Here is a 25,401-nt window from a genome sequence, read left to right as displayed (position 1 = left end):
GCGCGAAACGGGTTGGTCGTTTGTTTGCATAGCTTTGAGGCTCAGGATTCATGTGCGGTATCATCGGGATCATCGGTAAGGACGACGTTGCGGAGCGGCTCGCCGAGGGGCTCAAGCGGCTGGAATATCGCGGCTATGACAGCGCGGGCGTTGCGACAGTCTATGAAGGCGCAATCGAGCGGCGGCGGGCCGAGGGCAAGCTTGCCAATCTCGTGAAGGAATTGTCGAATAAACCGCTGCCGGGAACGACGGGGATCGCGCATACCCGCTGGGCGACGCATGGGGCGCCGACGACCAGCAACGCGCATCCGCATGCCACGAAGGAAGTGGCATTGGTGCACAATGGGATCATCGAGAATTTCAAGCCGCTTCGCGAGGAATTGATGGCGCGCGGACGGCGTTTCGATAGCGAAACGGATACGGAAGTTGTCGCGCATCTGGTGAGCGAATTGGTGGAGCAGGGCACTTCGCCAAAGGACGCGGTGGCGCAAGTGCTGCCCCGCCTGCATGGCGCCTTTGCGCTGGCTATCCTGTTTCGCAGCCATCCCGGCATGCTGATCGGCGCGCGGCTGGGGTCGCCGTTGGTCGTGGGTTATGGCGAGGGTGAGACCTATCTGGGTTCCGACGCGCTGGCGCTGGCGCCGCTGACGCAGCGCATTTCCTATCTGGAGGAGGGCGACTGGGTCGTCATCACCGCAGAGGGCGCGGAGATTTTTGACAAGGACAACAATCCTGTCGAGCGGCCGATCACCATTTCAGGGGTGACCGGCGAGCTGATCTCCAAGGGCAATCACCGCCACTACATGCTCAAGGAGATTTACGAGCAGCCGGTGGTCGTCGCGCAGACGCTGAAATCCTATCTCCAGCGGATGGAAGACCGGGTGTCGCTGCCCATTCCGGATTTCGACCTGGGCGCGATCCGCCGCGTTACGATCGTTGCGTGCGGCACCAGCTATTATGCCGGGATGGTCGCCAAATATTGGGTTGAGCAATTCGCCCGCGTGCCCGTCGATATCGATGTGGCAAGCGAGTTCCGCTACCGCGCTCCGGTGATGGAGGATGGCGGGTTGATGATCGTCATCAGCCAATCGGGCGAAACCGCTGATACGCTGGCCGCGCTCCGCCATGCCCGGAGCGAGGGGCAGAAGATCGCGGCGGTCGTCAATGTGCCCACCAGCACCATGGCGCGGGAGGCTGACTTGCTGCTGCCGACCCATGCCGGGCCGGAAATCGGTGTCGCGTCGACCAAGGCCTTTACCTGCCAGCTGGCGGTGCTGGCGGCATTCGCGGCGAATCTGGCGCGGGCCAAGGGTAGGCTCGACGCGAAGGCCGAGAAGGAACTTGTGCGCCACCTCGCCGAAGCGCCCGCCGCGCTGAACGGCGCGCTGGCCTATGATGAGTCGATTGAGGGCATGGCGCACCTGATCGCGGGCGCGCGGGACGTGCTGTATCTCGGCCGAGGTCCGGACTATCCGCTGGCGCTGGAAGGCGCGCTGAAGCTCAAGGAAATTAGCTATATCCATGCCGAGGGCTATGCCGCCGGTGAGATGAAGCATGGGCCGATCGCGCTGATCGACGACAAGGTGCCGGTGATCGTCCTCGCGCCGAGTGGGCGGCTGTTCGAGAAGACCGTCAGCAACATGCAGGAAGTGCAGGCGCGCGGCGGCAAAGTGGTGCTGATTTCCGACTATGACGGCGTGAAGGCGGCGGGCGAGGGCTGCATCGCTACGATCACCATGCCCAAGGTTCACCCACTGATCGCACCGATGGTCTATGCCGTGCCGGTGCAGTTGCTGGCCTATCATGTGGCGGTGGCAAAGGGGACCGATGTCGATCAGCCGCGCAATCTGGCGAAGTCCGTCACTGTCGAATGAAGGGAAAGCGGTCGCGGATGTGGTGGTTGAAAAAGCCGCCCTTCGAGGTCGCTTTGGCCATCTCTCCAGCCAGATTTTCCGGCACATCGAAATAGCTGTAACGCTTTCCGCTGATGAACTGGACGTCCAGCCGGTGTTCGGCCGCGTTATAGTGAAATTCGCGAATGGCTGTGGATGGCACGGCTTATGTAATGATCGATGGCCTAAGATGTTTCATGTTCGAGCGGTGGCATGGTTTCGGTCCCGTACAGCTGTCCTTTCTCCGTCATCCCAGCGGCAAGCTGGGATCTCGTGAGCGAGGTCGAGCGCCATCGACCGAGATGCCAGCATGCGCTGGCATGACGAAATGAGGAGGGTAGGCTTTCGACCATTTGTTGCCGCTCCGTGGTCAATTTCCCGTTCCAATGAGCCTACGTTCCGTTAAGGGATAATCCATGTCGATGGATTGGAATCCTCTGGGCGTAAGATCCCAAGGCGTAGAATGGCCTTTGGACGATTCAAAAAGTAGCCGCATTTTTCCTCGTTGGCGCAGAATCGGCGAAGTTCACTTCCACGCCCCCCTTATTCCAAGCCAATTCATGGCTTTGACGTTTATGAGGTGGATGTTCACGGCCGAACTGCGCGCTTCGCAGCAGGGGAGGCGTCTCCGGGGGCATATGATTTCTACATTCCAGATAATTTCCAAACCATGCGCCAGCTTATTCGTATCCCACTGACCGGCAAACATATCGCTGCCGTCCATAGCCGGTTGGCTGCCGTTGCAGGCGCCATCATACTCGGTCTGGCGGCTATTGTTTTTGCTCGGATGGGTGAGGTTTCTCAGAATATTTTTCTGCAAGTGGTGACGATCTCGCGCTATGCGCCTCTCATCGTCACGCCCTTGGTCTTCGCGGCAGTCGCCTATGCCACGCTGCGCTTCTTTCCAGCTGCTCGCGGGTCTGGCATCCCGCAGGTGATGGCTGCCAGTCATAACCCAGACCTGCATGCAGGGGGGGACTTGTTGTCGCTGAAGACGGCTGGGGCCAAGTTATGCGGCACGATCAGCATGTTACTCGTCGGTGGATCGGCAGGACGCGAAGGTCCAACCGTACAAATCAGCGCGGCACTCATGGTCGCGGTTCATCGCTGGCTTCGGGTGCCCGTCTCGAGCGGTATCATTATCGCGGGGGGCGCGGCAGGCGTGGCGGCAGCTTTCAACACCCCGCTTGCCGGGGTTGCGTTTGCGATCGAGGAGCTGGCATCTGCGTTTGAGCAGAAAGTGGCCCTTATGGTGATGGCCGCAGTGATGATCTCGGGATTGGTGAGCCTCGGTCTGGCGGGAGACTATGTGTATTTCGGGGCGATGAACGGAAATCTGCCGCTCCGGGCTATGCTTCTCATTGCGCCGATAGCGGGAGTGCTTGGAGGCTTTTTCGGCGGTATTTTCTCCCGCATTCTTATCGCGGCTACATGGCCGCGCCACCCAGTGCTGATCCGTATTCGGTCTCGCCCCGTCATGTTCGCGGCGGGATGTGGGCTAGTCGTCGCCATCACGGGCTGCGTCACGAATGGCCTTACATGGGGCACCGGCTATGAAACCACCAAACTTCTCCTCGTTGGCCACGGTTCGACCATGAGCTTTGGCCCGGCGAAGTTTATCTCCACCCTTGCTACAGCGCTCAGTAGCGCTCCTGGCGGCATATTTGCCCCGTCGCTGTCGGTCGGAGCTGGTCTTGGTCAGTTGATTTCCTCCGTTTTCCCCAACAGCCCTTCAGGCGCCGTGGTACTGCTTGGTATGGTTGGATATTTTACGGGTGTTGTTCGGGCGCCGATGACTGCTGTGATCATCATGATGGAGATGACGGCCGACCGGACCATGATTTTACCCTTGTTCGCGACGGCGTTGATCGCGGATGCCGTCAGCACCATGATTTGTCGCCAAAAACTTTATCACGCTCTGTCCGGGCAGTTCCGCTCCACTTCACACGAGGCGAAGCGGGCTTAGATAATGTCCATCTTGCCCAGGCGCCTTCCGCAGGTGGATGAGGTGGATGGCTCCCGCTCACGGCATCTAGGTGCCAAGATGGGTTTGCTGTCATGCAACCCGAGCCACCCGCCATGGAGATTAGCATGATCGGCCTGGATTTGGCCAAGAACGTTTTTCAGGTTCACGGTATCAGCGCGACCGGTGAGGTCGTCATTCGCAAGGCGCTGCGGCGATCCCAGATGCTGCCGTCTTCCAGAAGTTGCCGTCTTGCTTGGTAGGCGCAGAGGCCTGCGGGACGTCGCATCACTGCGCGCGCGAACTGACTAGGCTGGGTCACGAGGTGCGGCTGATGCCGGCGGTGTACGTGAAGCCTTATGTAAAGCGCGGCAAGAACGATGCCGCCGACGCCGAGGCGATCTGCGAAGCGGTCACACGCCAGACAATGCGGTTTGTGCCCATCAAGTCGCGCGAGCAGCAGGCGGCGTTGTCGCTGCACCGTGTGCGTAGCCTGTTGATCAAGCAGCGCACGCAGTTGGTCAACATGATGCGCAGCGTGCTTGCCGACCGAAGCGGCGAATGTCGTCGTAGTGCTGGCAGGGCAACTGCTCCAGCTTCATGTCCAGTTGCGCAAGCTCGACCTGCGTCTCGCCGCCTTACAGCGGACCGACGACAGGGCCCGACGCCTAGCGACGATCCGTGGTATCGGACCGATCGGCGCGACCGCGCTCGCCGCGTCGGTGACCGATCCAGGCCAGTTCTCGTCAGGGCGCCAGTTCGCTGCCTGGCTGGGGCTGACCCCACGGCAGAGCTCCAGTGGCGGCAAGGAACGTTTAGGGCGCATTACCAAGATGGGCGACAGATATCTGCGGTAGCTCCTGGTCGTCGGCGCAATCGCGCTGATCCGATACGCCAAGGAGAAACCCGGCACGGTCGATCCGCGTTTCGTCGCTCTGCTCGCCAGAAAGCCCGCGCGCGTCGCCTCGGTCGCCATTGCCAACAAAATGGCGCGGATCGCATGGGCGGTCATGGCGCGCGGCGGCGTGTTCGAACGCGGGCATGCGCCTATGCTGGCGGCAGCATAGATCAAGAACTTAGCTGAGGAGATCAGCTTCACGAGGTTGTGAGAGCGAAGGATGTGATGGCAAAACCGATAGGACCTTGTTCGCGGACACCATCAGGGCCAGCAGTCTACACCGACTGCATCAACAGGCCGGACAGACGACTGCACCTGACGGAACGCCAGTCATCACTTTACGCTTGCAACGCGGGAGCCATCCACAGAAGACCGTCTGCCTTCGACAGGCTCACGGCGAACGGTGATGTAATTTACACGGAAAGAAGCTGAGCCCCTAACCGTCCTTCCGAAAAGACGTCGGCGAACGCCCAAATTCTTGTGCGAAACAGCGGGCGAGATAGCCCGGATCATTGAAGCCGCACGCATAAGCGATCTCGCTGACGGTCAGGCTGCGGCACGCCCTGTCCTCCAGCATCGCGCGGACGCGGCCCAAGCGGATCGTGCGCAGTTCGCGCCCGACGCTGCTGCCCGTCGCGGCGAACAGGCTGTGGAGATAGCGGACCGAAATGCCGTGCTGCGCGGCGATGGCCGCAGGCGTCAGGTCCGGGTCCGCGAAGCCGCTGGTCAGCGTCCGTCGGATCTGGTGCATCAGGCGGCGGCGATGTGTGGTTTCCTCGCCCGCCATCCCATCGCACATCAGCGCCAGGCAGCCGCCAAGCTGGTCAGCGATCAGGTGAGCGGGCAGGGGCCGTCCTTCCTCCACGGCATGGGCGACGCTGTGCAACAGCCCGTCGATCGCAGCGCCCCATGGCGATGATCCGATCAGCGGGCGGATGGTGCAGGCATAGGGATCGGCGAGCCAGCGTTCGATCCAGGCGCTGGGCAGGGCGACCAGATAGGCTTCCGAAAATGCCGATGTGACAAAGCTGAAATTATCGAGATGGCTGAACAACAGGGCCTCGCCCGCGCCCAGCGTGGCTTCGCGCCCGTTCTGGCGCAGGGTGATGCCGCCGCTGCGCATATAGACAAGGTCGAAGCGCGGCGAGGCGCCGTGGCGTCCGCTGGCGTCGTGCACGCCTTCCTGGCTGGTCGCGTTGATGACGGAGAATTGCACGTCGCCGATATGCTGCTGCCGCAACTCGCCGCGGAATGTAGTGCGATCCGGCACGCGAATGTCGATGGGCGTCACATGCGCCTGCACCTGCCCGTGCCAATGGTCAAAGGCGGGCGCGCCGTCCAGCGCGGCGGTCGATACGTGATAGCCGGGGCCATTCACCCGCAGTCCGTCTCCTTCCCGCGCCGTAGATCGCACGTTCGGTCGCGACGATAGCGGGAAAGGCGGGGACGCGCCACAAGGACGTTAGGTTAGAGGTCGAGAAGCAACAGCGGCGATAGCGCCCGCGAGCAGCAGGGGGTGAAGAGCTTTCCTTCGTCCCGTTCCTCGTCGGTCAGATAGCTGTCGCGATGATCCGGCACCCCTTCCAGCACGCCGGTGACGCAGGTGCCGCACACGCCTTGTTCGCAACTGATCGGCACGTCGACCCCCGCATCGGCCAGAATGCTGGCAACCGACGTGCCGGGTGCGATCGTAAAGGTCGCGCCCGTGCTGGCAATGCGCACATCGAAGGGCTTGTCGCCTGCTTGTACCAGCGGTTCGGCGGCTTCGAACAGTTCGCGATGGATGTTGGCATCCGCCCAGCCAAGTCGCTGAGCCTCGTCCCGCACGGCGTTCATGAAGCCTGCCGGGCCGCACACATAAATATGGGTGCCTGGGCCGGGCGACCCAAGCGCTGCCGCCGGATCGAAGCGAGGCGATTCGTCATGCCGACTGAAATAGATGCGTCCGCCCGCCGCGTCCACGGCGCTGCCGAAGGCGGCGCTTGCCGGGCTCCGGCAGCAATAATGCAAGTCGAAAGACTTCCCTCCGCTCGCCAGTGCCGCTGCCATGGACATGATCGGGGTGATGCCAATGCCCCCGCCGATCAATATATGGCGGCTACCTCCTTCGGCCAGCGCGAACAGGTTGCGCGGCGTGCCGACATTTACCTGCCGCCCCGGATGGAAGGCGTCATGCACCCGAGCCGATCCGCCGCGCGATTGCCGTTCGCGCAGCACCGCAATCTGGTAGCGGTGTCGCTCGGCCGGGTTGTTGCACAGCGAATATTGCCGCACCAATCCTTCATCCAGCAGGACGTCGATATGTGCCCCTGCCGCGAAGGGCGGCAGCTCGCCGCCGTCAGCCCGCGCGAGGTCGATCTGCACGATATCTGGAGCCAGCAGCATGCGTCCGGTGATTTCGAGCGTCAGCCCGTCAGCCAGCTTTGCCATGACCTGCCTCAGACCACAGGTTCGACCGGCAGTCGCGTGCCAGCCTTTCGCCTCAGCAGGTCGAGCGGCGATTCCGCGCCGGGCTGCGGCAAGGCGCCTTCAGCCTCGTCGGCGATGAGCTTCTTCATGATCCGGCGGGCGCGGGTTGCCGCGACGTCGGCTGACGCCATGACCGGTCCCATCTCATCGAGCGTCCGGGTCCCCATCATGCGCTGCTGTTCTTCCAGGATCGGCTTGTCCTGCCCGACGAAGGCGATCTCGATCGCGGCGCGCCACATCTCGTCGACCGACGGATCGTCCACCTTGTAGTTGCGGGCGAAGGACCAGAAATACCAGCTGGAGGTCGCATCCTTGGGCGTCAACAGGTCGCACCCATAGAGCCAGACGCCCTCATCTCGCGTCTTGCCCACCGGGGTTACGCCGACGTCGAGCAGCAGGTTGCCCGGCGGGTCCCAGCGCATATAGGCCCAGTGATCGACATTCCCGGCGTAATTGTCGAAAGCGGCGCCCCAGGCGGGCGGCGCCGCGCCGTCATGCGCCCAGCGGTTGGACCAGACCGTGGTGCCGCTTTGGAGTGTCTCCAACTTGCTGCGGGTGAGTGCCTCGCTGTTCAAAACGCCCTCATGCACAAACTCGGCATGGGTCAGGTCGAGCAGGTTGTCGCTGATCAGCTCGTAGTTGGCCGCGACCTCCATCATGCCTTCGATCCGGCGGAAGGACGGGTGATTGTTGCAGGAAAAATCGGGGATCGTGCTTTCGTCGGCGTGATCCGCATCGCCGAGCCACAGCCAGATCATGTCGTAGCGTTCAACCACGGCATAGCGCTTCACCCGCATCTTCGCCGGGATGATGCCATCGATTAGCGGCGTTCTGGTGCAGCCGCCGGAGGTGCCGAAACGGAAGCCATGATAACCGCACTGGACATCATCGCCGATCAGCTTTCCGGCGCTTAGCGGGGCAAAGCGGTGCGGGCAGACATTGCCGAGAGCGACCGGATCGCCATTTTCCGTGCGGTAGAAGACGATCGATTCATTGCAGATCTGACGTTCCAGCAGGGTGCGCCCGATCTCGCTGCTCCAAGCGGCTACATACCAGCAATTCTTAAGGAACATCTGCCTCTCCGCATTATTTCAGCCTGTCGTCGGGCCGTTTTTCGCTGTCAGGATAGATCGGCGCGTCCGGGCTTGCGCGGACAGGAGAGCACAAAAGTTGGGACTAGGAAGCAGCGCCGTAAGGGGTACGCGCATGGAGGCTTCCATGGATCAAGACTGCGATTTCGAGAACCCGCTCCGATCGAGCATTTCGGCTGTAAACTAATCGTCAGCTACTTCCTCGGGCCAGTAAAGCCGGGCGGGATTGGCGACGAGCAGACTATGCTGGAGGCTGGCGGTGGGCGCGATGCGCGGGATCATATCGACCAGCGCTCCGTCGTCGGGAATTGCCTTTTCCATGTTCGGGTGTGGCCAATCGGTGCCCCAGAGCACGCGGGTTGGATAATCCGTGACCAGAGGGGCGACGGTCCTTGCGAAATCGTCCCACGGCGGGCCTTGCGGGTCTAACCGATCGGGACATGTGACCTTGGTCCAGATGTCGTCCCTGCTGTCGAGCAGGGCGCGAAAAGCGCGCATGTCGATGCCGTCCGGCCCTTGGGTGACGTCCGGACGGCCCATATGATCGATGACGATGAGGGTGGGAATGGCGTCCAGGAAAGGGCGCAGTTCTTCCAGAAGGTCGGGTTCAAAATAGACAACTACATGCCATCCAAGCGGCTGGATGCGGCGAGCGATTTGGAGGAATTTATCCTTCGGCGCGTCATCGACAAGACGCTTGAGGAAGTTGAAGCGTACTCCGCGAATGCCGCCTTCGTGCAGCGTTTCAAGTTCTGCGTCGCTGATTTCCGGATCGACCACCGCGACGCCGCGCGCCTTGCCGTTTGACTGCGCTATGGCGTCCAAAGTCGCGGCATTATCCGTTCCGTGGCAACTCGCCTGGACGATGACGTTGCGGGAGAAGCCCAGCCGGTCCCGAAGCGCGAAGAGCATATCCGGCCCTGCGTCATCTGGAAGATATTTCGCCTTGGGACTGAATGGAAACCGCGCCATTGGTCCAAAGACATGGCAATGCGCATCGACCGCGCCCGGGGGTGGCCTGAAACCAGGGGCTGACGGAGTGGAGTGCCAGCTAACAACACGATTCGTCATGCAAAAATCTCTCCGTCCATCAGCTTTCGGGCGGTGCGCAGCAAGGCGGCGCTGACGACCCTGTCCTGATCGTCCAGTTCCATGACACAGGTGGTTTCGCCCGTGGGATGCTCTACCGAAAGGCTTTTGATCCTGCCATCGGGGATGGCGGCAAGCTCTGCCGCTGGCGTGCCTTCAATGAGGCAGGTGGTGGCGACGCTGACTGCGCCCAGCACGCCAATGGAGGCGTGGGCGCGATGGGGAATGAAGCTGCGCACGGTGATCGCGCCGCCGTGGCGCGGGGGTGCTACCAGCATCATCTTGGGCACCGACTTTTCCTTTACATCGCCAAGGTTCATGCGCTCTCCAACGGCGAGACGGATTTTCTCGATGCGAGCCTTCAGGGCGGTGTCTTTGTCCAACGCGTCGCGATCTTCATAGCCGGTTATGCCCAAGTCCTGCGCCTTCATGACGACGCAAGGCATCCCGTTATCGATCAGGGTGACGCGAACGCCTTCGATCTCGTCAAAGACATTGCCGGTTGGGAGCAAAGCGCCGCAGGAAGAACCGGCGGTGTCGCGGAATTCCAGCGGGATAGGGGCAGCGGTGCCGGGGACTCCGTCGATCTTCGCGTCGCCGTCATAGCGGACGATACGGCTCGGGGTTTGCACGGTCGCGATCGCGGTCTGGCCGGTATTTTCCATGTAGATGGCGACGCGGGTCTCCCCATCCCGTGCCTCGACGAGGCCGCGCTCGATAGCGAAGGGGCCAACGCCAGCGAGAATGTTGCCGCAATTCTGCGCGTCGGTGACGATGGCTTGATCAACGAAGACCTGGAGAAAGAGATAGTCGATATCCACGCCGGGCCGCGCCGACTTTTTGACCACGGCAACCTTGCTCGTCAGCGGGTCGGCGCCGCCCATGCCGTCGATCTGACGGGGATCGGGTGAACCCATGATGCGCAGAAGGAAGCTGTCGCGAATGGCGGGGTCGGCGGGCAAGTCTTTGGCGAGGAAATAGCCGCCCTTTGACGTGCCGCCGCGCATCCACATGACACGGGCGGAGTCAGACATATTTGAGGCCCATTTCTTCAAGGCGCGGCCGCATGTTGTAGATGTCGAGACCGAGTTCGCCAGCAGCCAGGCGAACACGCTTGGCTTCTTCGGCGGCTTCGCGGGCCTGGGCCTTTTCGAGGACAGCGGCGGCGTTGGCGCGTGGGACGATGCAGACGCCGTCATCGTCGGCGATGATGATGTCACCGGGATTGACGAGGGCGTTGGCGCAGACGACGGGGATGTTCACGCTGCCGAGCGTCGCCTTTATCGTGCCCTGGGCATGGACTGCCTTCGACCAGACGGGGAAGTTCATTTGCGTGAGGTCGCGGACGTCGCGCACGCCTGCGTCGATGACGAGGCCGCGACAGCCGCGCGCCTGGGCTGAGGTTGCCAGGAGATCGCCGAAATAGCCGTCGGTGCAGGGGCTGGTGGGCGCGAGGAGGAGGATGTCGCCTTCGCGGAGCTGTTCGATCGCGACGTGGATCATCCAGTTGTCGCCGGGAGGGGCGGAAATGGTGACGGCGCTGCCGGCAATGCGGGCGCCGGGATAGATCGGGCGCATGTACGGCGCGAGGAGTCCGGTGCGGCCCTGGGATTCGTGGACGGTGGCGACGCCGCAATGGGCGAGGGCGTCGATGATGGAAAGGTCCGCCCGGTCGATATTCTGGACGACGATGCCGGACATGCGATTTGCTCCTTTGGCGAAAGCATGAAGGAAGTGGCGAAAAGAAACGGGTTGCTCAAATTTAAACTGTGTCGTTGGCATTAGTTTTTGCTAAGTGTTCGTGATGGCACCTGATCAGTTCAATATCCGTCACCTGTCCGCCGTCGCCGCCGTGGTCGCGCAAGGGACCGTTAGCCTGGCGGCGCGTGCCGTCAATCTGACGCAGCCTGCGGTGACGCAGGGGATCGCCAAGCTGGAGGCGCAGCTGGGCCTGCCGCTGTTCGAGCGGCATCCGGGCGGCATGACGCCGACGGAAGCGGCGACAAGGCTTGCCCCGCGTCTGGAGGCGGCGTTGCGGCTGATTGGTAGCAACCGGGCGACGGCGGCGCAGATACGGGCCTTTGTCGCGCTTGCGCGGGCGGGGAGCTATGCGGCGGCGGCGGTCGAGGCAGGGGTGACGGAGCCGTCGCTGCATAGGGCGGTGGGCGACCTTGGCCTCGCGATGGGATACAGGCTGGCGGAGCGGCGTGGGCGGGGCGTAGCGCTGACGAATGCGGGGGCAGCGCTGGCGCGGCGGTTGCGGCTGGCGCTGGCGGAATTGCGGTCGGGGCTGGAAGAGATCGAGGCGCTGAAAGGGCAGGAGAGCGGGCGGGTCGTGGTGGGCGCAATGCCGCTGTCGCGCGCAAGGCTGCTGCCCCGCGTGATCAGCCGGTTTCGGCGCGAGTTCCCGCAGGTGCATATCAGCGTCCATGAAGGATCACATGCCGAACTGGTCGGTCCCTTACGCGACGGCGAGGTGGACATGATGATCGGCGCGCTGCGTGATGCGTCGGTCGGGCAGGACCTTGTGCAAAAGCCGCTGTTCGAGGATCGGCCGACGATCATGGCGCGGGCCGGGCATCCGCTGGCCGGAGGATGGGACGCGGATGCTCTGCGGCGTTTCCCATGGATATTGCCGCCGGAAGGGACGCCGTTGCGGCAGTTGTGGCGGGAGATGGTGGAGACGCTGGGCGGCGAATTGCCTGCCGTGCCGATCGAATGCGGATCGGTGATGACGATCCGCGAGCTGCTGGTGAACGGCGATTATCTGACGATGCTGTCGGTCGATCAACTGGCGCTGGAACTGAACGCCGGGATGGTGATCGACATCGGTCCCGCGCCCGGCGCGATCAGCCGCATGATCGGGCTGACCACCAGAACGGACTGGCGGCCGACCCGCTTGCAACACTGTTTCATGGCGGCGATCGATCAGGAAGTTGAAGGCATAAGTTCGTAAAAACTTATGAGGATGCCGGGGATTCGATTGGCGACGCCGATAGGGATGGGCCATCCCTTGGCGCATGGAGCAGGAAGTCGGTCTGATCGGATTTGGCGAGGCGGGTTCGACCTTTGCATTGGCAGGGGGCTGGGCCGCGCGGGCGCATGTATTCGATAGCAAGACCGAAGATGCGGCGGCGCGCGACGCGATGATCGCCAGCTATGCGGACGCCCATGTGCTGGGCGCGCGCTTTCTGGAAGATGCGCTTTCCGGCGTGGCATTGGTGATTTCGCTGGTGACGGCCGATCAGGCATTGGCGGTGGCCGAGGCGGCGGCGGAGTGCATCGCGCCGGGCACCATCTATTGCGACATGAACAGCGTGGCGCCGCAGACGAAGCAGGAAGCGGCGGGGACGATCGAGGCGGCGGGTGGGCGATATGTCGACGTGGCCGTCATGGCGCCGGTTCGTCCGGCGGCGCTGTCCGTCCCGTTGCTGTTGAGCGGCGGTGCGGCGGAAGAGGCCGCAACGCGGTTGCAGGCGCTGGGCTTTGCCAATGTGCGCGTGGTTGGAGACGCGGTGGGCCGTGCATCCGCGATCAAGATGATCCGGTCGGTGATGGTCAAGGGACTGGAGGCGCTGACGGCGGAATGCGTGCTGGCGGCGGAGGCGGCGGGCGTGCGTGATGAGGTGCTGGCGTCGCTGGATGCGAGCGAGAAGGCGCGGCCTTGGGGCGAGCGGGCGGATTATAATCTGGAGCGGATGCTGGTTCATGGGCTGCGCCGTGCTGCCGAGATGGAAGAGGTGGTGAAGACGCTGGATGCGCTGGGCACCGGGGCTGCGATGACGCGTGGTGCGGTGGAGCGGCAGCGGGCGATCGGGGCGCTGGGCGTGACGGATGTGCCGGATGGGTTGAGCGGGAAGCTGGAGGTGGTTTTGGCGCGGGGTGAGGATGCGGGGGGTGATGGTTGTGGGATTGCGGCTTGAGGGAGTTTCGTCATCCCAGCGAAAGCTGGGATCTCAGGCGGGCGGGGTTCGGCCTGGAGGCACGAGATCCCAGCTTTCGCTGGGATGACGGAAGATGCTGGGATGACGGAAGATGCTGGGATGACGGGAGTTAGGCGAGGGCGCTTCCCCCCTTCGTCACCCCGGACTTGATCCGGGGTCTCGCTGGCTGAGTGCGCGGGGATGGAGAAGCGGGACCCCGGGTCGAGCCCGGGGTGACGAGCTTGGTGGGGGCAGTGGAAGGCATGAGATGACTGGCCGATGACGGCGATGTGTGAATGCTGTGATTGAAGGACTGAGAGACGAATGAGCCTGATTATCGACTGCCATGGCCATTATACGGTGCTCCCCAAGGGGCATGATGGCTGGCGGGAGGAGCAGAAGGCGGCGTTCAAGGCGGGCGTTGCTGCGCCGCCTTATCCGGACATCAGCGATGATGAAATTCGCGACACGATCGAGTCCAACCAGTTGCGCCTGATCAAGGAGCGGGGCGCGGACCTGACGATCTTTTCTCCGCGTGCTTCGGCGATGGCGCCGCATGTCGGGGATGCGGAGGTCGCCCGGGAGTGGGCGATGCGGTGCAATGACCTGATTGCGCGGGTGGTGGGGCTGTATCCCGAGACGTTTGCGGGCGTGTGCATGTTGCCGCAGTCGCCAAAGGCCGACATGGGCAACAGCATTGCCGAGCTGGAACGGTGCGTGACGGAGCTGGGCTTTATTGGCTGCAACCTCAATCCCGATCCGGGTGGCGGGCATTTTCAGCATCCGCCGCTGACGGATCGTTACTGGTATTCCTTTTACGAGAAGATGGTCGAGCTGGACGTTCCGGCGATGATCCATGTGTCGGGCAGCTGCAACCCGGCGATGCATGCGACCGGCGGCTATTATATCGCGGCGGACACGATCGCCTTCATGCAGTTGCTGGAGGGGGATTTGTTCGCGGATTTCCCGACGCTGCGCTTCATCATTCCGCATGGCGGCGGCGCGGTGCCCTATCATTGGGGGCGGTATCGGGGGCTGGCGGACATGCTGAAGAAGCCGAACCTCGACACGCATCTGATGAACAACATCTTTTTCGATACCTGCGTCTATCATCAGCCGGGCGTCGATTTGCTGGCCGATGTGATCGACAACAAGAATATCCTGTTCGGATCGGAAATGGTCGGCGCGGTGCGCGGGATCGATCCGACCACCGGCCATTATTTCGATGATACCAAGCGCTATGTCGATGCGCTGGATATCAGCGATGCGGAACGGCACGCCATATTCGAGGGCAATGCCCGTCGTGTCTTCCCCCGTCTGGACGCGCAACTGAAGGCGCGCGGCCTGTGAGCTTCCACACCCCCCATTTATCCCTGTGGGGGGTGGTTCCATCTCCCGTCCTTGCTGTGGAAGGACGGGGCGGGAGATGGATTTTTCTTTGTCTGGAGAACCGCCGATGAGCGTTGATATCCATGAATATCTGGCCGAATTCGATGATATCCCCGGTACGCGCGTCTATACCGGAAAGCGCGCGCGGCAGGGATATTGGATGAACCAGTTCGCGATGAGCCTGATGAAAGGCGACAATCGCGAACGGTGGAAGGCGGACGAGCGCGCCTATCTGAACGAATGGCCGATGACCGAAGATCAGCGGCAGGCGATTTTGGATCGCGACTATAATCGTTGCCTGGATCTGGGGGGCAATATCTATTTCCTGGCCAAGGTATTTTCGACCGACGGCATGTCCTTTTTGCAGGCGGTGGGAACCATGACCGGCATGAGCACGGAAGAGTATCAGGCCATGATGGTCGCCGGAGGGCGATCACCCGAAGGCCAGCGTTCGATAAGGGAGAAACGTTGATGGCCCGCATTACCGCTGGCGTAGGGACCAGCCATGTGCCGGCGATCGGCGCGGCGATGGACAATGGAAAGGTGGGAGAGCCCTATTGGGCGCCGCTGTTCGCCGGATATGACTGGTCGCGGCAATGGATCGCGCAGGAAAAGCCGGATGTCGTGATACTGGTTTATAATGACCATGCGTCGGCGTTCGACATGAAGATCATTCCGACCTTCGCGATTGGTTGTGCGGATCGCTATGGCATTTGCGACGAGGGATGGGGGCCGCGGCCGGTGCCGGACGTGGAGGGGCATGCGGACCTGGCCTGGCACATCGCGCAGAGCCTGATCCTGGATGAGTTCGACATGACCATCATCAATGAGATGGATGTCGATCATGGGCTGACCGTGCCGATGAGCCTGATGTTCAATCAGCCAGACAAGTGGCCAGTGAAGGTCGTTCCGCTGGCCGTCAATGTCGTCACCTATCCGCCGCCGTCGGGCAATCGCTGTTGGATGCTGGGCGAGGCGATCGCGCGGGCGGTGGAGAGTTTCCCCGAGGATCTGAACGTGCAGGTGTGGGGCACGGGCGGGATGAGCCACCAGTTGCAGGGGCCGCGCGCGGGTTTGATCAATGCGGAGTGGGACAATCGCTTCCTAGACCTGTTAAGTGCCGAAGATAATGGGCAGTTGCGCGCCATCCCGCATATCGAATATCTGCGGGAAACCGGATCGGAGGGGATCGAGATGGTGATGTGGCTGATCATGCGCGGTGCGCTGGGCAAGAAGGTCACGCCGCTGCATCGTCATTATCATGTTCCCGCATCCAATACGGCGGTCGGGCATCTGGTGTTGAAACCCGACGATTCATAACGACAATCGAAGGGATGGATGATGGCGCGCGCCGACATCGAGGATGCCTTGGTCAGGCTGGAGCAGGTGCATAAGCAGCTGGGGGAGCTATCCACCGGTGCGGAGCCGGGTTGGGAAAAGCAATATCTGCAGGCCCGGCGCACGTTGCAGGAACAGATCAACCGATTGTGCCAGGCGGATGCGCAGCTGAACCTGTCCGATGAGGATAGACGTCGGTTCCGCGATGCCTTTGGCAAGTTCCGGACGGCGACAGCGTTGCATCAGGCGGATTGGCCGGTCGTCGATATCGACCGGCAGAACCCGGGATATAGTCAGTCTGCCGCCAATGTGGGGCAGACCTATCAGCAATTCATGACGGTGATGCGCGCGCTCATGCAGCGATAGCCAGAGTGCGCGGCCAGTAAGATGAGGAGTTGGTTTATGAGAATCGCGCTGGCCGGTGCGGGGGCTTTTGGTGAAAAGCATCTGGATGGCCTGAAGACTATCGACGGCGTGACCGTCACCTCGCTGGTTGGGCGCAATCTGGAGCCGACGCAGGCGATCGCGGCAAAATATGGGATCGGGCATGTGACGACTGAGCTGGCCGAGACGCTGGCGCGCGATGATGTCGATGCGGTGATCCTGTGCACGCCGACGCAGATGCATGCGGGACAGGCGATTGCCTGCATGGATGCGGGCAAGCATGTTCAGGTTGAGATACCGCTGGCCGATAGTTGGGCCGATGCGCAGGCGGTATTGCGCAAGCAGGAAGAGACGGGACTGACCTGCATGGTCGGGCATACGCGGCGCTTCAACCCGAGCCATCAATGGGTGCATCGGCAGATCAAGGCAGGCGCGTTCAACGTTCAGCAGATGGATGTGCAGACCTATTTCTTCCGGCGCAAGAATATCAATGCGAAGGGCGAGGCGCGGTCATGGACCGACCATCTGCTGTGGCACCATGCGGCGCATACGGTGGACCTGTTCGCCTATCAGGCGGGGCGGATCGTGGACGCGCATGCGATGCAGGGGCCGATCCATCCCGAACTGGGCATCGCGATGGACATGTCGATCCAGCTGAAGAGCGAGAGCGGGGCGATCTGTACCCTGTCGCTGAGCTTCAACAATGATGGGCCGCTGGGGACGTTCTTTCGCTATATCGGCGACACGGGGACCTATATCGCGCGCTATGATGATCTGGTGAACGGCAAGGAAGAGCCGATCGACGTGTCGAAGGTGGACGTGTCGATGAACGGGATCGAGTTGCAGGACCGCGAATTTGTGAGCGCCATCCGCGAGGGGCGGGAGCCTAATTCGAGCGTGGCGAGGGTGTTCGATTGCTATCGGGTGCTGGGGGAGCTGGAGAAGCAGCTGGGGTGAGCGCGCCAGTCGCGGGGTGAGCGGCCCGTGTGGCGGGCGAAGAAGCGGGAGAAGTAGGCGGGGTCCTCAAAACCCACGGCATAGCCGACCTCCGCGACCGACAGGTTGGAATAAAGGAGCAGGCGGCGGGCTTCGAGCAGGGCGCGCTCGTCGAGCATGGCGGCAGGGGAGAGCCCTGCGGCGCGGGCGCAGGCTTGGCGGAGCGCGGTTTCGCTGACGCCCAGCGCGCGGGCGTGGGCAGCGACAGGCTCCCGCTTGCGAAAACGCTGTTCGATCCGATCGCGCAGACGGGCGACGAGACGGGCCTGGCGGCCGCCGCTGCTGGCGCTGGCGTCGGACAGGGCGGCGTGGCGCAGCGCCTGGACCATGAGCCAGAGGAGGAGCGCTTCGACCGCCGCGCGCTGGGCAGGGCCGGACCATGCAAGCTCGCGGGCGAGCGCGCCGATGCGGGTTTCCACTTCGGCGGCGCTGGGCACGGCGATGGCACGGGGTGCGCGGAAGAGCGGTTGGAGGTCGGCGTCACGCTCCAGCAGGTGGTGGAGGTAGCTGTTGGCGATGGTGATGACCCAGCCACGGGAGTCGCGGTGCCAGGAAAAGCCGTGGATGATCCCGGCCGGCATCAGCAGCAGGCAGGGCGCTTCAAATGTGACGCTTTCGCCATCCGCCCGCATCGATCCGCCGCCTTCGGCGATGAGGATGATATGGTTGAGATCGCGATGGAGATGCGGTTGGATCGTCCACTCACTGGGGCGGGAGCGGTCGTCCAGACTCTCGACATGTACGAAGCCTTCCGCAACGCTACGTTGCGGTTCTCCATAGAGGTAGAAGCTGGGGACGGGGGTGGTCATGGCTACGTCCGGAAAGCTGCTGGATCGTCCAAGTCATAGGCCAGTTCGCCCATGTCCCGCAAGCAGCATCGGGCGCATCATGCGCGGCGTCGGAAAGCTGCGAAGAGGATGTCATGAAGACGCAAGTCGCCATCATAGGCGCGGGGCCTGCCGGGTTGCTGCTCGGCCATTTGCTTCGGGCGGAGGGGCTGGAGGTCGTCGTGGTGGAGCGAGCCTCACCCAGCTATGTCCTGGGCCGCATCCGCGCAGGCGTGCTGGAGCGGACCACGACGGATTTGATGGACCGGCTGGGCCTTGGCGAGCGGATGCATCGTGAAGGGTTGCCCCATGACGGCTTTCACCTGGCCAGCGGCGATCGGTCGATCCGCATCGATATCGCGGGCCTGACCGGACGGCAGGTCATGGTATATGGCCAGACGGAGATTACCCGCGACCTGATGGAAGCGGCGGCCGGGCGCGGTCTGGAGATCATCTACGAAGCGGCTGACGTGGCATTGCATGACGTTGACAGCGACGTGCCGTACCTGACCTATAGCAAGGATGGTCGGCAGGAGCGGATAGATGCTGAATTCATTTGCGGGTGCGACGGCTTTCACGGTCCTTCGCGGCGAGCCATACCGGCTGGCGTAGCGACCGCCTATGAGAAGCTATATCCGTTCGGTTGGCTCGGCATCCTGGCGGATGTGCCACCGTGCGATGACGAACTGATCTATGCCAATCATGAGCGCGGCTTTGCGCTGGCGTCCATGCGATCGGGGACGCGCAGCCGCTATTATATTCAGGTGTCACTGGATGAACGGATCGAGGATTGGCCGGACGATCGGCTGTGGGATGAGCTGGCAGTGCGGCTGGGGCCTGAAGCGGGTGCGCGGATGGTGCGCGGGCCAGCATTGGAGAAGTCGATCGCGCCGCTGCGATCCTTCGTATTCGAGCCGATGCAATATGGGCGGCTGATGCTGGCGGGGGACAGCGCGCATATCGTGCCGCCGACGGGAGCGAAGGGGCTGAACCTCGCGGCGTCGGACATATTCTACCTTTCGGCGGCCTTGACCGGATGGTTCCGGCGGGGGGACGGGGACGCGATAGCGGGCTATTCCCAGCAGGCGCTGGCGCGGATCTGGAAAGCGGAACGATTTTCCTGGCAACTGACGCGGCTGATGCACCGCTTTCCGGAAATGGATGCGTTCGACCGGCGAATGCAGGTTGCTGAGCTGGACTATATTGCCTCTTCCAGGGCGGCGCAGGCGGCTATCGCGGAAAATTATGTGGGATTGCCGCTTTGAAAAGGACTTAGGGTAAAACAATGAAGACGATCCCGCGGTAATCACGCGGAACATTCAAAGGTCTGATCGATACATTTAGCATAAGATATTTCACAGATTGTCAGCTTGCCGGGGCGCGGCCTTTCAAAGCGTGACCGGATCCGATCTGCGCCACGTTCCCTGCCGTGCGGTCTCGTGCTGCTGCTCGAATTCCGCTTTGACGGCGATGAACAATTGCGCGGCTCGGACGAAATCCTTGGTCCGCAGCGACTGCTTGTGCACCGCTCACATGCCGAAGGCAGGGCGCAGGTTCTCCGGCATCTGTCTGCGGAGGTAATAAGCGTCTGTCTTGGGGTGCCGCCCCGGCTGTGCCATTCTCGTCTCGCTGCACCAGCGAGAGGTCAAGAAAGGCAGCATCGCAGCATTCTGCGCCCAAATAGGCAAGTGGTGACCCCTACGGGAATCGAACCCGTGTTTCAGCCGTGAGAGGGCCGCGTCCTAACCGCTAGACGAAGGGGCCTTTGCCGCTCGGGCGGCTGGCAGGCGGTGGCGTTTAGGGGGAGAGGGGTTCGCCGTCAAGCGAAACCACTTGTCCTGTCCGGCCCATAAAAAACCACCCCATGTATTACATGGGGTGGCCAAGGTTCAGGGAGGAGACGCCTCCAAAAGGGGGAGGCGCCCATACGACACACCCGAAAGGGGGGCAGGTGCGCCGTATGTTTGGAAGATAAAGAAGGTCCCGCTCACTTTCAAGTGGCGAGCAGAAACCTTTTCCATCGCATTATTGATGCAGGTTAATTTATAGCGTCATGCGTCGGCGGTCTGGGGCGCTGCCGGGACGGAAATGGGACCTTTGCCCTGCGTGATCTGCGACTCGAAAACTTCGCGGATCAGCTGCAGCGAGAAAAGATGCGCGTAGATAAGGGGCAGCATGCCGTTCTGGCTGATCTTCCGCAGTTGATCGCCACGCATGTCACGCAGCTTTTCCTCGTTCACCATGCGGAAGCCGCGATAGACGAAAGGCTGATCGTTGCCGGGCACCTGGATGGCGACTTCACCGTCCATCAGCAGATCCAGTTCCTTCAGGTCCTTCATGAACTGGCCAGTCCGCGCGGCAGCCTGTTCGAAATCCTCGCAGAATTTGAGGACGCCCTGGGTGAGTTCGGTTGGCTTACCATCTTCGAAAAGGGGCTGGCCTTCCTCAAACTCGCCGACCGCTTCGCTGGTCGGATCGAAGCAGAGCGACAGTTCGTCGGTGTCGGGGCGCAGCTTCGCCAGCATCCATGGATAGCGGCGGACATAGGCGGGGACATAGGCGGGACCGCGCAGCTTGCCTTCATCGTCGAGGAAGGTGTTGACGCCTTCATTAAGGCCCATCAGCGCCAGCGGCACCGCTTCGTCGCCAGCCGAGAAGATGATCGGCACGAACCGTTGGGCCGCGACGAATTCATCGACGGTCAGGGGAACGGCATGCTGCTTCGTGAGGAAAGGCGCGGACTCCACCGAGCGGCTGCGATAGCTCGCATGATCGACGCTGCTGAGCGGCAGCAGGTCGTTGTAAAACACGGGGAGATTGTTGGCGGGCGCGCTAGCCATGATGTTGTTCTTCCATCCTATCGAAGCAGCGCATGTTGGCTGCGCTACCTTTCCTAAAAACTGGGTGTGGGCGATAAAGACCTTGTGGGTGGGAGGCAATTGCTTTGTCGAGCCAGCCCAGCCCCCTCTAGCCCTCTTCGGGACGGGGGATCAGCTTGTCCGGGTTCATGAGGCCAAGGGGATCAAGCGCAGCCTTGATCGCGCGCAGGGCATGTAGCCGGGCAGGACTGGCAAGGCGGCCGAGTTCGGCCCGTTTCATCTGGCCGATGCCATGTTCCGCCGAAATGGAGCCGCCCGCCGCGACGACGGCATCATGGACGAAGGCGTTGATCGACTTCCCTTCTGCCGCGATCCAGGCAGGGCCGTCCGTCGTTCCCTTGGGCGCGCGGACATGGAAGTGGACATTGCCATCGCCAAGATGACCGAAGGAGGAGGCGGTGGTTCCCGCGAAGGTGCGTTCGGCCGCCGCGGCCATGTCGATCATGAAGGAGGGCATGCGGGCCACGGGCACGCTGATGTCAAATTGCAGCGCCGGTCCTTGCGCCCTCTCCGCTTCGGACAGTGATTCGCGCAAGCGCCAGAACGCCGCTGCCTGAGCATCATTGGCGGCGATCGTGGCATCGACAGCGAGTCCTTGTTCGAGCGCTTGCGCCAGCGCTCCTTCAAGGCGCTCGCCCGGAGATGGACTGGACAGGTCGGCATGATCGACTTCGATCAGCACATGCCAGGGCGTGCGCGTCTCGATCGGGCAGCGGGTGCCGGGAATGTGGGACAGGACATGGCCGAGGCCATCGTCAGCAATAATCTCGAACCCCTCGACGCTGTCACCCAATTGCCTTTCGCTCAGGCGGAGCAGGGCGAGCGCATCGGCGGGCGAGCGGACGCCCACCCAGCCGACTGCGCGGATCGCGATCGCAGGGACGAGGCGGAGCGAGGCGGCGGTGATGATGCCGAGCGTTCCTTCCGCGCCGATCAGCAATTGTTTGAGGTCATAGCCGCGATTGTCCTTCTTGAGCGCGTCGAGGCCATGCAGGATAGTGCCGTCGGGGAGGACTGCCTCCAGCCCCTCGACAAGTGCGCGCATCGTGCCATGGCGCAGCACCTGAGTGCCGCCGGCATTAGTCGATATCAGGCCGCCGATCGTCGCCGATCCCTTCGCGCCGAGGCTGAGCGGGAAGCGGCGCCCGGCTTGCTCCGCAGCATCGTGCAGGGTTTCGAGGATTACGCCTGCTTCGCATATTGCGAGATTGTCGTCGGAAGAAAGGGAGCGGATGCGGTTCATCCGGCGCAGCGACAGGATAAGTGCCGACCCGTCATCCGGAGGAGTCGCGCCGCCGACCATTGAGGTATTGCCGCCCTGAGGAACCAGGGGCACGTGAAGATCGGCTGCGAGTGCGACGGTCGCGGCAACTTCCTCCGTACTGGAAGGCTGGAGAATGGCGGCAGCGGCGCCGTGAAAACGTCCTCGCCAGTCTGTGAGCCAGGGAGCGATGTCGTCCGCATCGGTGACGACGCTCTTTGGCCCCAGCAAGGCTATGAACCTGTCGATGATGTCTTGCCCTATCATACTGCAATGCTATGCCCCGGAATTCATCGACGGTTCAACCACCGGCCCATAGCGTGCCGCCCCAAAAGGGGTTCGATTTGCTTCATTCCGTCCTGTTGCTCCTTGTCGCGCCCGTGAGTGAGCCCGTGCAATTGGCGCAGATGTCGATCGAGCAACGGATCATCATTCGCGTGCCAATGGCGAAAAAGGGACGAGCGCCCGCGCGCATTGCTCCGCAGGCGGGGCGTGCGTGGAAGGAAAAGAAGGGGCCGCGCTGCATCGCCTTGCGGTCGATCCGGTCAGCCAGCGTCATTGTGGATAATGGCGTCGATCTGCTGCTGGCCGATAATCACCGCTATAGGGCTCGGCTGGAGCGGGGGTGCAGTTCGACAGGCTTCTACTCGGGATTTTATGTCGAGCCGGATGAGGATGGGTCGCTTTGTTCCGGGCGCGATGAATTGCAAGCGCGAAGCGGGCTTAGTTGCGTGATCGACAGTTTCCGGCGATTGGAAGAGGCGGACAGGGACGATTGACCCCTGTCGAAACGCGCTCCGATGCGCGATTTTCTTGACAAGATACCAATATTTCCGCAAGGCGCGCGCGATTTCCGTGACGCATGAGCGCGTTGCGGAAGAGCCTCTGTCCCGGACAATTGAATGACTTTTGCCGATCTCGGCCTTTCCGATGAACTGTTGAAGGCCGTTAACGAGGCCGGATACGATACGCCCACGCCGATTCAGGCGCAGGCGATCCCCCCCGTGCTGATGATGAAGGATATTATCGGCATTGCGCAGACGGGGACGGGCAAGACCGCCAGCTTCGTTTTGCCGATGATCGACATTCTGGCTCATGGCCGGGCTCGTGCGTTGATGCCGCGTTCGCTCATTTTGGAGCCGACGCGCGAATTGGCGGCGCAGGTTGCCGAGAATTTCGAGAAATACGGGAAATATCACAAGCTCAACATGGCGCTGCTGATCGGCGGCGTGCAGATGGGCGATCAGCTCAAAGCCCTGGAAAAGGGCGTCGATGTGCTGATCGCCACGCCGGGCCGACTGATGGACCTGTTCCAGCGCGGCAAGATATTGCTGAACGGCTGTTCGATGCTGGTCATCGATGAAGCTGACCGCATGCTGGACATGGGGTTCATCCCGGACATTGAGGAAATCTGCACCAAATTGCCCTCGCAGCGGCAGACACTGCTGTTTTCAGCGACCATGCCCGCGCCGATCAAGAAGCTGGCGGATCGGTTCCTCAGCAATCCCAAGTCGATCGAGGTGGCGCGGCCCGCCACTGCCTCCACCAACATCACCCAGAGGCTGGTGAAGGTTGATTCGCGCAAGAAGCGCGAAGCCCTGCGCGCGATGCTGGAGCAGGAGGAAGTGCTGAGCGCGGTGATCTTCTGCAACCGCAAGACCACGGTTCGTGAACTGAACAAGAGCCTGCAGCGCTACGGTTTCAAGTCGGGCGAGATCCATGGCGACATCGATCAGTCTTCGCGAATTGCCGAACTGGAGCGGTTCCGGGCGGGATCGGTGAATATCCTGGTAGCGTCCGATGTCGCTGCGCGCGGGCTGGATATCAAGGGCGTCAGCCACGTCTTCAATTTCGATGCTCCCTGGCATCCCGATGACTATGTCCATCGCATTGGCCGTACCGGGCGTGCGGGGGCATCGGGTGTCGCCTATACCTTTGTGACCCCGGAAGATGCCGAGGCGATCGATAATATTCAGAAGCTGATCGGGCAGAAGATCGAAACGATCGACACCCCCGCTGCTGCCGCTGCAAAGGTGGATAAGGCCGAAGAGCCGCGCCGGAATAGCGAGCGGAAGGTGGAGCGCAAGCCCGCCAAGCGCAAGGATGACGAACCGCGGGAAGAGCCTCGTCCTGCCCGCCAGCAGGATAATGGTTCAAAGTCGCGCCGCGCCGATGTTCGGGATGAAGGTCCGGATGAGGGCTGGAACGGACCTGTGCCTGAATTTCTTTCGGTGGGGTTCGAGGGTTAGGACGTCTGTGGAACGTCCTTCCTGCCGGTGGGTAAGAAGGACGGCCCTACAATAGCCCCATCGCGCGCAGGCTGCTGTGTCCCTGCGATCCGATGATGATATGATCATGCACCGCGATGTTGAGGCGCTTGCCTGCCTCCGCAATCTGGCGCGTGATCTCAATGTCCTGACGGCTGGGTTCGGGAGAACCGCTTGGGTGGTTGTGCACCAGGATCAGCGCTGATGAGCCAAGGTCGATGGCGCGGCGAATGACTTCGCGTGTGTAGATGGCGGCCTGGTCGATCGAGCCGTCGCCCATATGTTCGTCGCGGATCAGCATGTTGCGGCTGTTGAGATGAAGCACGCGAACGCGCTCCACCGGCAGATAGGCCATGTCGGCACGCAGATAGTCGAGCAGGGCTTGCCAGCTTGCAAGGACCGGACGCTGTGACACCTCATTGCGGAGCATGCGCAGAAGGGTGGCATGCACGATCTTGACAGCGGCGATGCTGGTGTCGCCCATGCCGGGGACGCGCGCGATCGCCTGCCAATCGGCGGTCATCAAGCCGCCGATGCCGCCAAATTCACGCAGCAACGCCTTCGCGAGCGGCTTGGTATCGCGGCGGGGAATGGCAAGGGCCAGCAGATATTCGATAAGCTCGTGATCGTGCAGCGCATCGCCGCCGCTCTCCGCCAGCTTCTGCCGAAGCCGGGCGCGATGCCCCACGCCGTCATGGCTGACCACAACTTCCCTGTCCGCCAATGCCTTATAAT

General features: G+C 62.2%; 23 protein-coding genes, 1 tRNA gene and 1 pseudogene. 13 read left to right on the top strand and 12 right to left on the bottom strand.

Annotation, left to right across the window (positions count from 1 at the left end):
- Window positions 1-50 precede the first annotated feature (50 nt).
- On the top strand, window positions 51-1,874 hold the full coding sequence (glmS, locus tag ACZ5ZH_RS06425) for a glutamine--fructose-6-phosphate transaminase (isomerizing) (protein ID WP_464772544.1): 1,824 nt from the start codon (window positions 51-53) through the stop codon (window positions 1,872-1,874).
- Here glmS and ACZ5ZH_RS06420 read toward each other — a convergent pair.
- Window positions 1,861-2,055 (bottom strand): KTSC domain-containing protein, encoded by a 195-nt coding sequence (locus tag ACZ5ZH_RS06420; protein ID WP_460986092.1) that lies wholly within the window; start codon window positions 2,053-2,055, stop codon window positions 1,861-1,863. The genes glmS and ACZ5ZH_RS06420 overlap by 14 nt on opposite strands.
- A 507-nt stretch (window positions 2,056-2,562) precedes the next feature.
- Here ACZ5ZH_RS06420 and ACZ5ZH_RS06415 point away from each other — a divergent pair.
- Together ACZ5ZH_RS06415 and ACZ5ZH_RS06410 are read left to right on the top strand one after the other, a co-directional pair.
- Window positions 2,563-3,858, top strand: coding sequence for a chloride channel protein (locus tag ACZ5ZH_RS06415; protein WP_460988091.1), 1,296 nt, complete (start codon window positions 2,563-2,565; stop codon window positions 3,856-3,858).
- A gap of 113 nt (window positions 3,859-3,971) precedes the next feature.
- A pseudogene (locus ACZ5ZH_RS06410) lies at window positions 3,972-4,922 on the top strand (IS110 family RNA-guided transposase).
- Between the two features lie 267 nt (window positions 4,923-5,189).
- On the opposite strand, the gene ACZ5ZH_RS06405 reads toward ACZ5ZH_RS06410, so the two are convergent.
- The 6 genes from ACZ5ZH_RS06405 to ligK form a co-directional block, all read right to left on the bottom strand.
- Window positions 5,190-6,131 carry a helix-turn-helix domain-containing protein gene (locus ACZ5ZH_RS06405; protein WP_464772543.1) on the bottom strand — a complete coding sequence of 314 codons (942 nt, stop codon included), beginning with the start codon at window positions 6,129-6,131 and terminating at the stop codon, window positions 5,190-5,192.
- Window positions 6,132-6,220: 89 nt separating this feature from the next.
- Complete coding sequence (locus ACZ5ZH_RS06400) at window positions 6,221-7,183, bottom strand: PDR/VanB family oxidoreductase (protein ID WP_464772542.1); 963 nt, start codon at window positions 7,181-7,183, stop codon at window positions 6,221-6,223.
- An 8-nt stretch (window positions 7,184-7,191) separates the two neighbouring features.
- Window positions 7,192-8,295, bottom strand: coding sequence for a Rieske 2Fe-2S domain-containing protein (locus ACZ5ZH_RS06395; protein WP_464772541.1), 1,104 nt, complete (start codon window positions 8,293-8,295; stop codon window positions 7,192-7,194).
- A gap of 201 nt (window positions 8,296-8,496) precedes the next feature.
- Window positions 8,497-9,384, bottom strand: coding sequence for an amidohydrolase family protein (locus tag ACZ5ZH_RS06390; protein WP_464772540.1), 888 nt, complete (start codon window positions 9,382-9,384; stop codon window positions 8,497-8,499).
- Window positions 9,381-10,436 (bottom strand): 4-oxalomesaconate tautomerase, encoded by a 1,056-nt coding sequence (locus ACZ5ZH_RS06385; protein ID WP_464772539.1) that lies wholly within the window; start codon window positions 10,434-10,436, stop codon window positions 9,381-9,383. The genes ACZ5ZH_RS06390 and ACZ5ZH_RS06385 overlap by 4 nt, the downstream gene beginning before the upstream one ends.
- Entirely contained in the window at window positions 10,429-11,103 is a 675-nt protein-coding gene (ligK, locus tag ACZ5ZH_RS06380; RefSeq protein WP_460986086.1) for a 4-carboxy-4-hydroxy-2-oxoadipate aldolase/oxaloacetate decarboxylase, read from the bottom strand. Before ligK ends, ACZ5ZH_RS06385 begins: the two co-directional genes overlap by 8 nt.
- Window positions 11,104-11,206: 103 nt before the next feature.
- On the opposite strand from ligK, the gene ACZ5ZH_RS06375 reads away from it, so the two are divergent.
- From ACZ5ZH_RS06375 to ACZ5ZH_RS06345, 7 genes are all read left to right on the top strand, one after another.
- Window positions 11,207-12,358 (top strand): LysR substrate-binding domain-containing protein, encoded by a 1,152-nt coding sequence (locus tag ACZ5ZH_RS06375; RefSeq protein WP_464772538.1) that lies wholly within the window; start codon window positions 11,207-11,209, stop codon window positions 12,356-12,358.
- A 64-nt stretch (window positions 12,359-12,422) separates the two neighbouring features.
- Window positions 12,423-13,325, top strand: a complete 903-nt coding sequence (locus tag ACZ5ZH_RS06370) for an NAD(P)-dependent oxidoreductase (protein ID WP_464772537.1) — start codon at window positions 12,423-12,425, stop codon at window positions 13,323-13,325.
- Between the two features lie 324 nt (window positions 13,326-13,649).
- The gene (locus ACZ5ZH_RS06365; RefSeq protein WP_464772536.1) at window positions 13,650-14,675 is read left to right on the top strand and encodes an amidohydrolase family protein; all 1,026 of its coding nucleotides are present in this window, start codon (window positions 13,650-13,652) and stop codon (window positions 14,673-14,675) included.
- Window positions 14,676-14,781: 106 nt separating this feature from the next.
- Window positions 14,782-15,186, top strand: a complete 405-nt coding sequence (gene ligA, locus ACZ5ZH_RS06360) for a protocatechuate 4,5-dioxygenase subunit alpha (protein ID WP_464772535.1) — start codon at window positions 14,782-14,784, stop codon at window positions 15,184-15,186.
- Window positions 15,186-16,034, top strand: a complete 849-nt coding sequence (locus ACZ5ZH_RS06355) for a class III extradiol dioxygenase subunit beta (protein WP_449473307.1) — start codon at window positions 15,186-15,188, stop codon at window positions 16,032-16,034. The genes ligA and ACZ5ZH_RS06355 overlap by 1 nt, the downstream gene beginning before the upstream one ends.
- An 18-nt stretch (window positions 16,035-16,052) precedes the next feature.
- Window positions 16,053-16,418, top strand: a complete 366-nt coding sequence (locus tag ACZ5ZH_RS06350) for a hypothetical protein (RefSeq protein WP_464775215.1) — start codon at window positions 16,053-16,055, stop codon at window positions 16,416-16,418.
- Window positions 16,419-16,454: 36 nt separating this feature from the next.
- Window positions 16,455-17,393, top strand: a complete 939-nt coding sequence (locus ACZ5ZH_RS06345; protein ID WP_464772533.1) for a Gfo/Idh/MocA family oxidoreductase — start codon at window positions 16,455-16,457, stop codon at window positions 17,391-17,393.
- Here the strand turns inward: ACZ5ZH_RS06345 and ACZ5ZH_RS06340 are convergent.
- Window positions 17,354-18,241 (bottom strand): helix-turn-helix domain-containing protein, encoded by an 888-nt coding sequence (locus ACZ5ZH_RS06340; protein ID WP_464772532.1) that lies wholly within the window; start codon window positions 18,239-18,241, stop codon window positions 17,354-17,356. The two genes, ACZ5ZH_RS06345 and ACZ5ZH_RS06340, sit on opposite strands and share 40 nt — an antisense overlap.
- Window positions 18,242-18,354: 113 nt before the next feature.
- Between ACZ5ZH_RS06340 and pobA the strand changes: the two genes are divergently transcribed.
- The gene (gene pobA, locus ACZ5ZH_RS06335) at window positions 18,355-19,524 is read left to right on the top strand and encodes a 4-hydroxybenzoate 3-monooxygenase (RefSeq protein WP_464772531.1); all 1,170 of its coding nucleotides are present in this window, start codon (window positions 18,355-18,357) and stop codon (window positions 19,522-19,524) included.
- 424 nt (window positions 19,525-19,948) lie between these two features.
- Here the strand turns inward: pobA and ACZ5ZH_RS06330 are convergent.
- The 3 genes from ACZ5ZH_RS06330 to ACZ5ZH_RS06320 form a co-directional block, all read right to left on the bottom strand.
- Window positions 19,949-20,023 (bottom strand) — tRNA-Glu (locus ACZ5ZH_RS06330).
- A gap of 287 nt (window positions 20,024-20,310) precedes the next feature.
- Window positions 20,311-21,099, bottom strand: a complete 789-nt coding sequence (locus ACZ5ZH_RS06325; protein WP_449473299.1) for a SapC family protein — start codon at window positions 21,097-21,099, stop codon at window positions 20,311-20,313.
- A 127-nt stretch (window positions 21,100-21,226) separates the two neighbouring features.
- Complete coding sequence (locus tag ACZ5ZH_RS06320) at window positions 21,227-22,666, bottom strand: FAD-binding oxidoreductase (protein ID WP_464772530.1); 1,440 nt, start codon at window positions 22,664-22,666, stop codon at window positions 21,227-21,229.
- Window positions 22,667-22,743: 77 nt separating this feature from the next.
- On the opposite strand from ACZ5ZH_RS06320, the gene ACZ5ZH_RS06315 reads away from it, so the two are divergent.
- Entirely contained in the window at window positions 22,744-23,178 is a 435-nt protein-coding gene (locus ACZ5ZH_RS06315) for a hypothetical protein (RefSeq protein WP_464772529.1), read from the top strand.
- Between the two features lie 123 nt (window positions 23,179-23,301).
- Window positions 23,302-24,648 carry a DEAD/DEAH box helicase gene (locus tag ACZ5ZH_RS06310; RefSeq protein ID WP_464772528.1) on the top strand — a complete coding sequence of 449 codons (1,347 nt, stop codon included), beginning with the start codon at window positions 23,302-23,304 and terminating at the stop codon, window positions 24,646-24,648.
- A gap of 46 nt (window positions 24,649-24,694) precedes the next feature.
- Here the strand turns inward: ACZ5ZH_RS06310 and radC are convergent, their stop codons facing one another.
- Entirely contained in the window at window positions 24,695-25,390 is a 696-nt protein-coding gene (gene radC, locus ACZ5ZH_RS06305) for a RadC family protein (RefSeq protein ID WP_449473294.1), read from the bottom strand.
- Window positions 25,391-25,401 lie beyond the last annotated feature (11 nt).

The sequence above is a fragment of the Sphingobium sp. TomMM7A genome (assembly GCF_055397305.1).
Note: the sequence above shows the minus strand (reverse complement) of the source record. Positions and strands in the feature narration are given on the sequence as shown.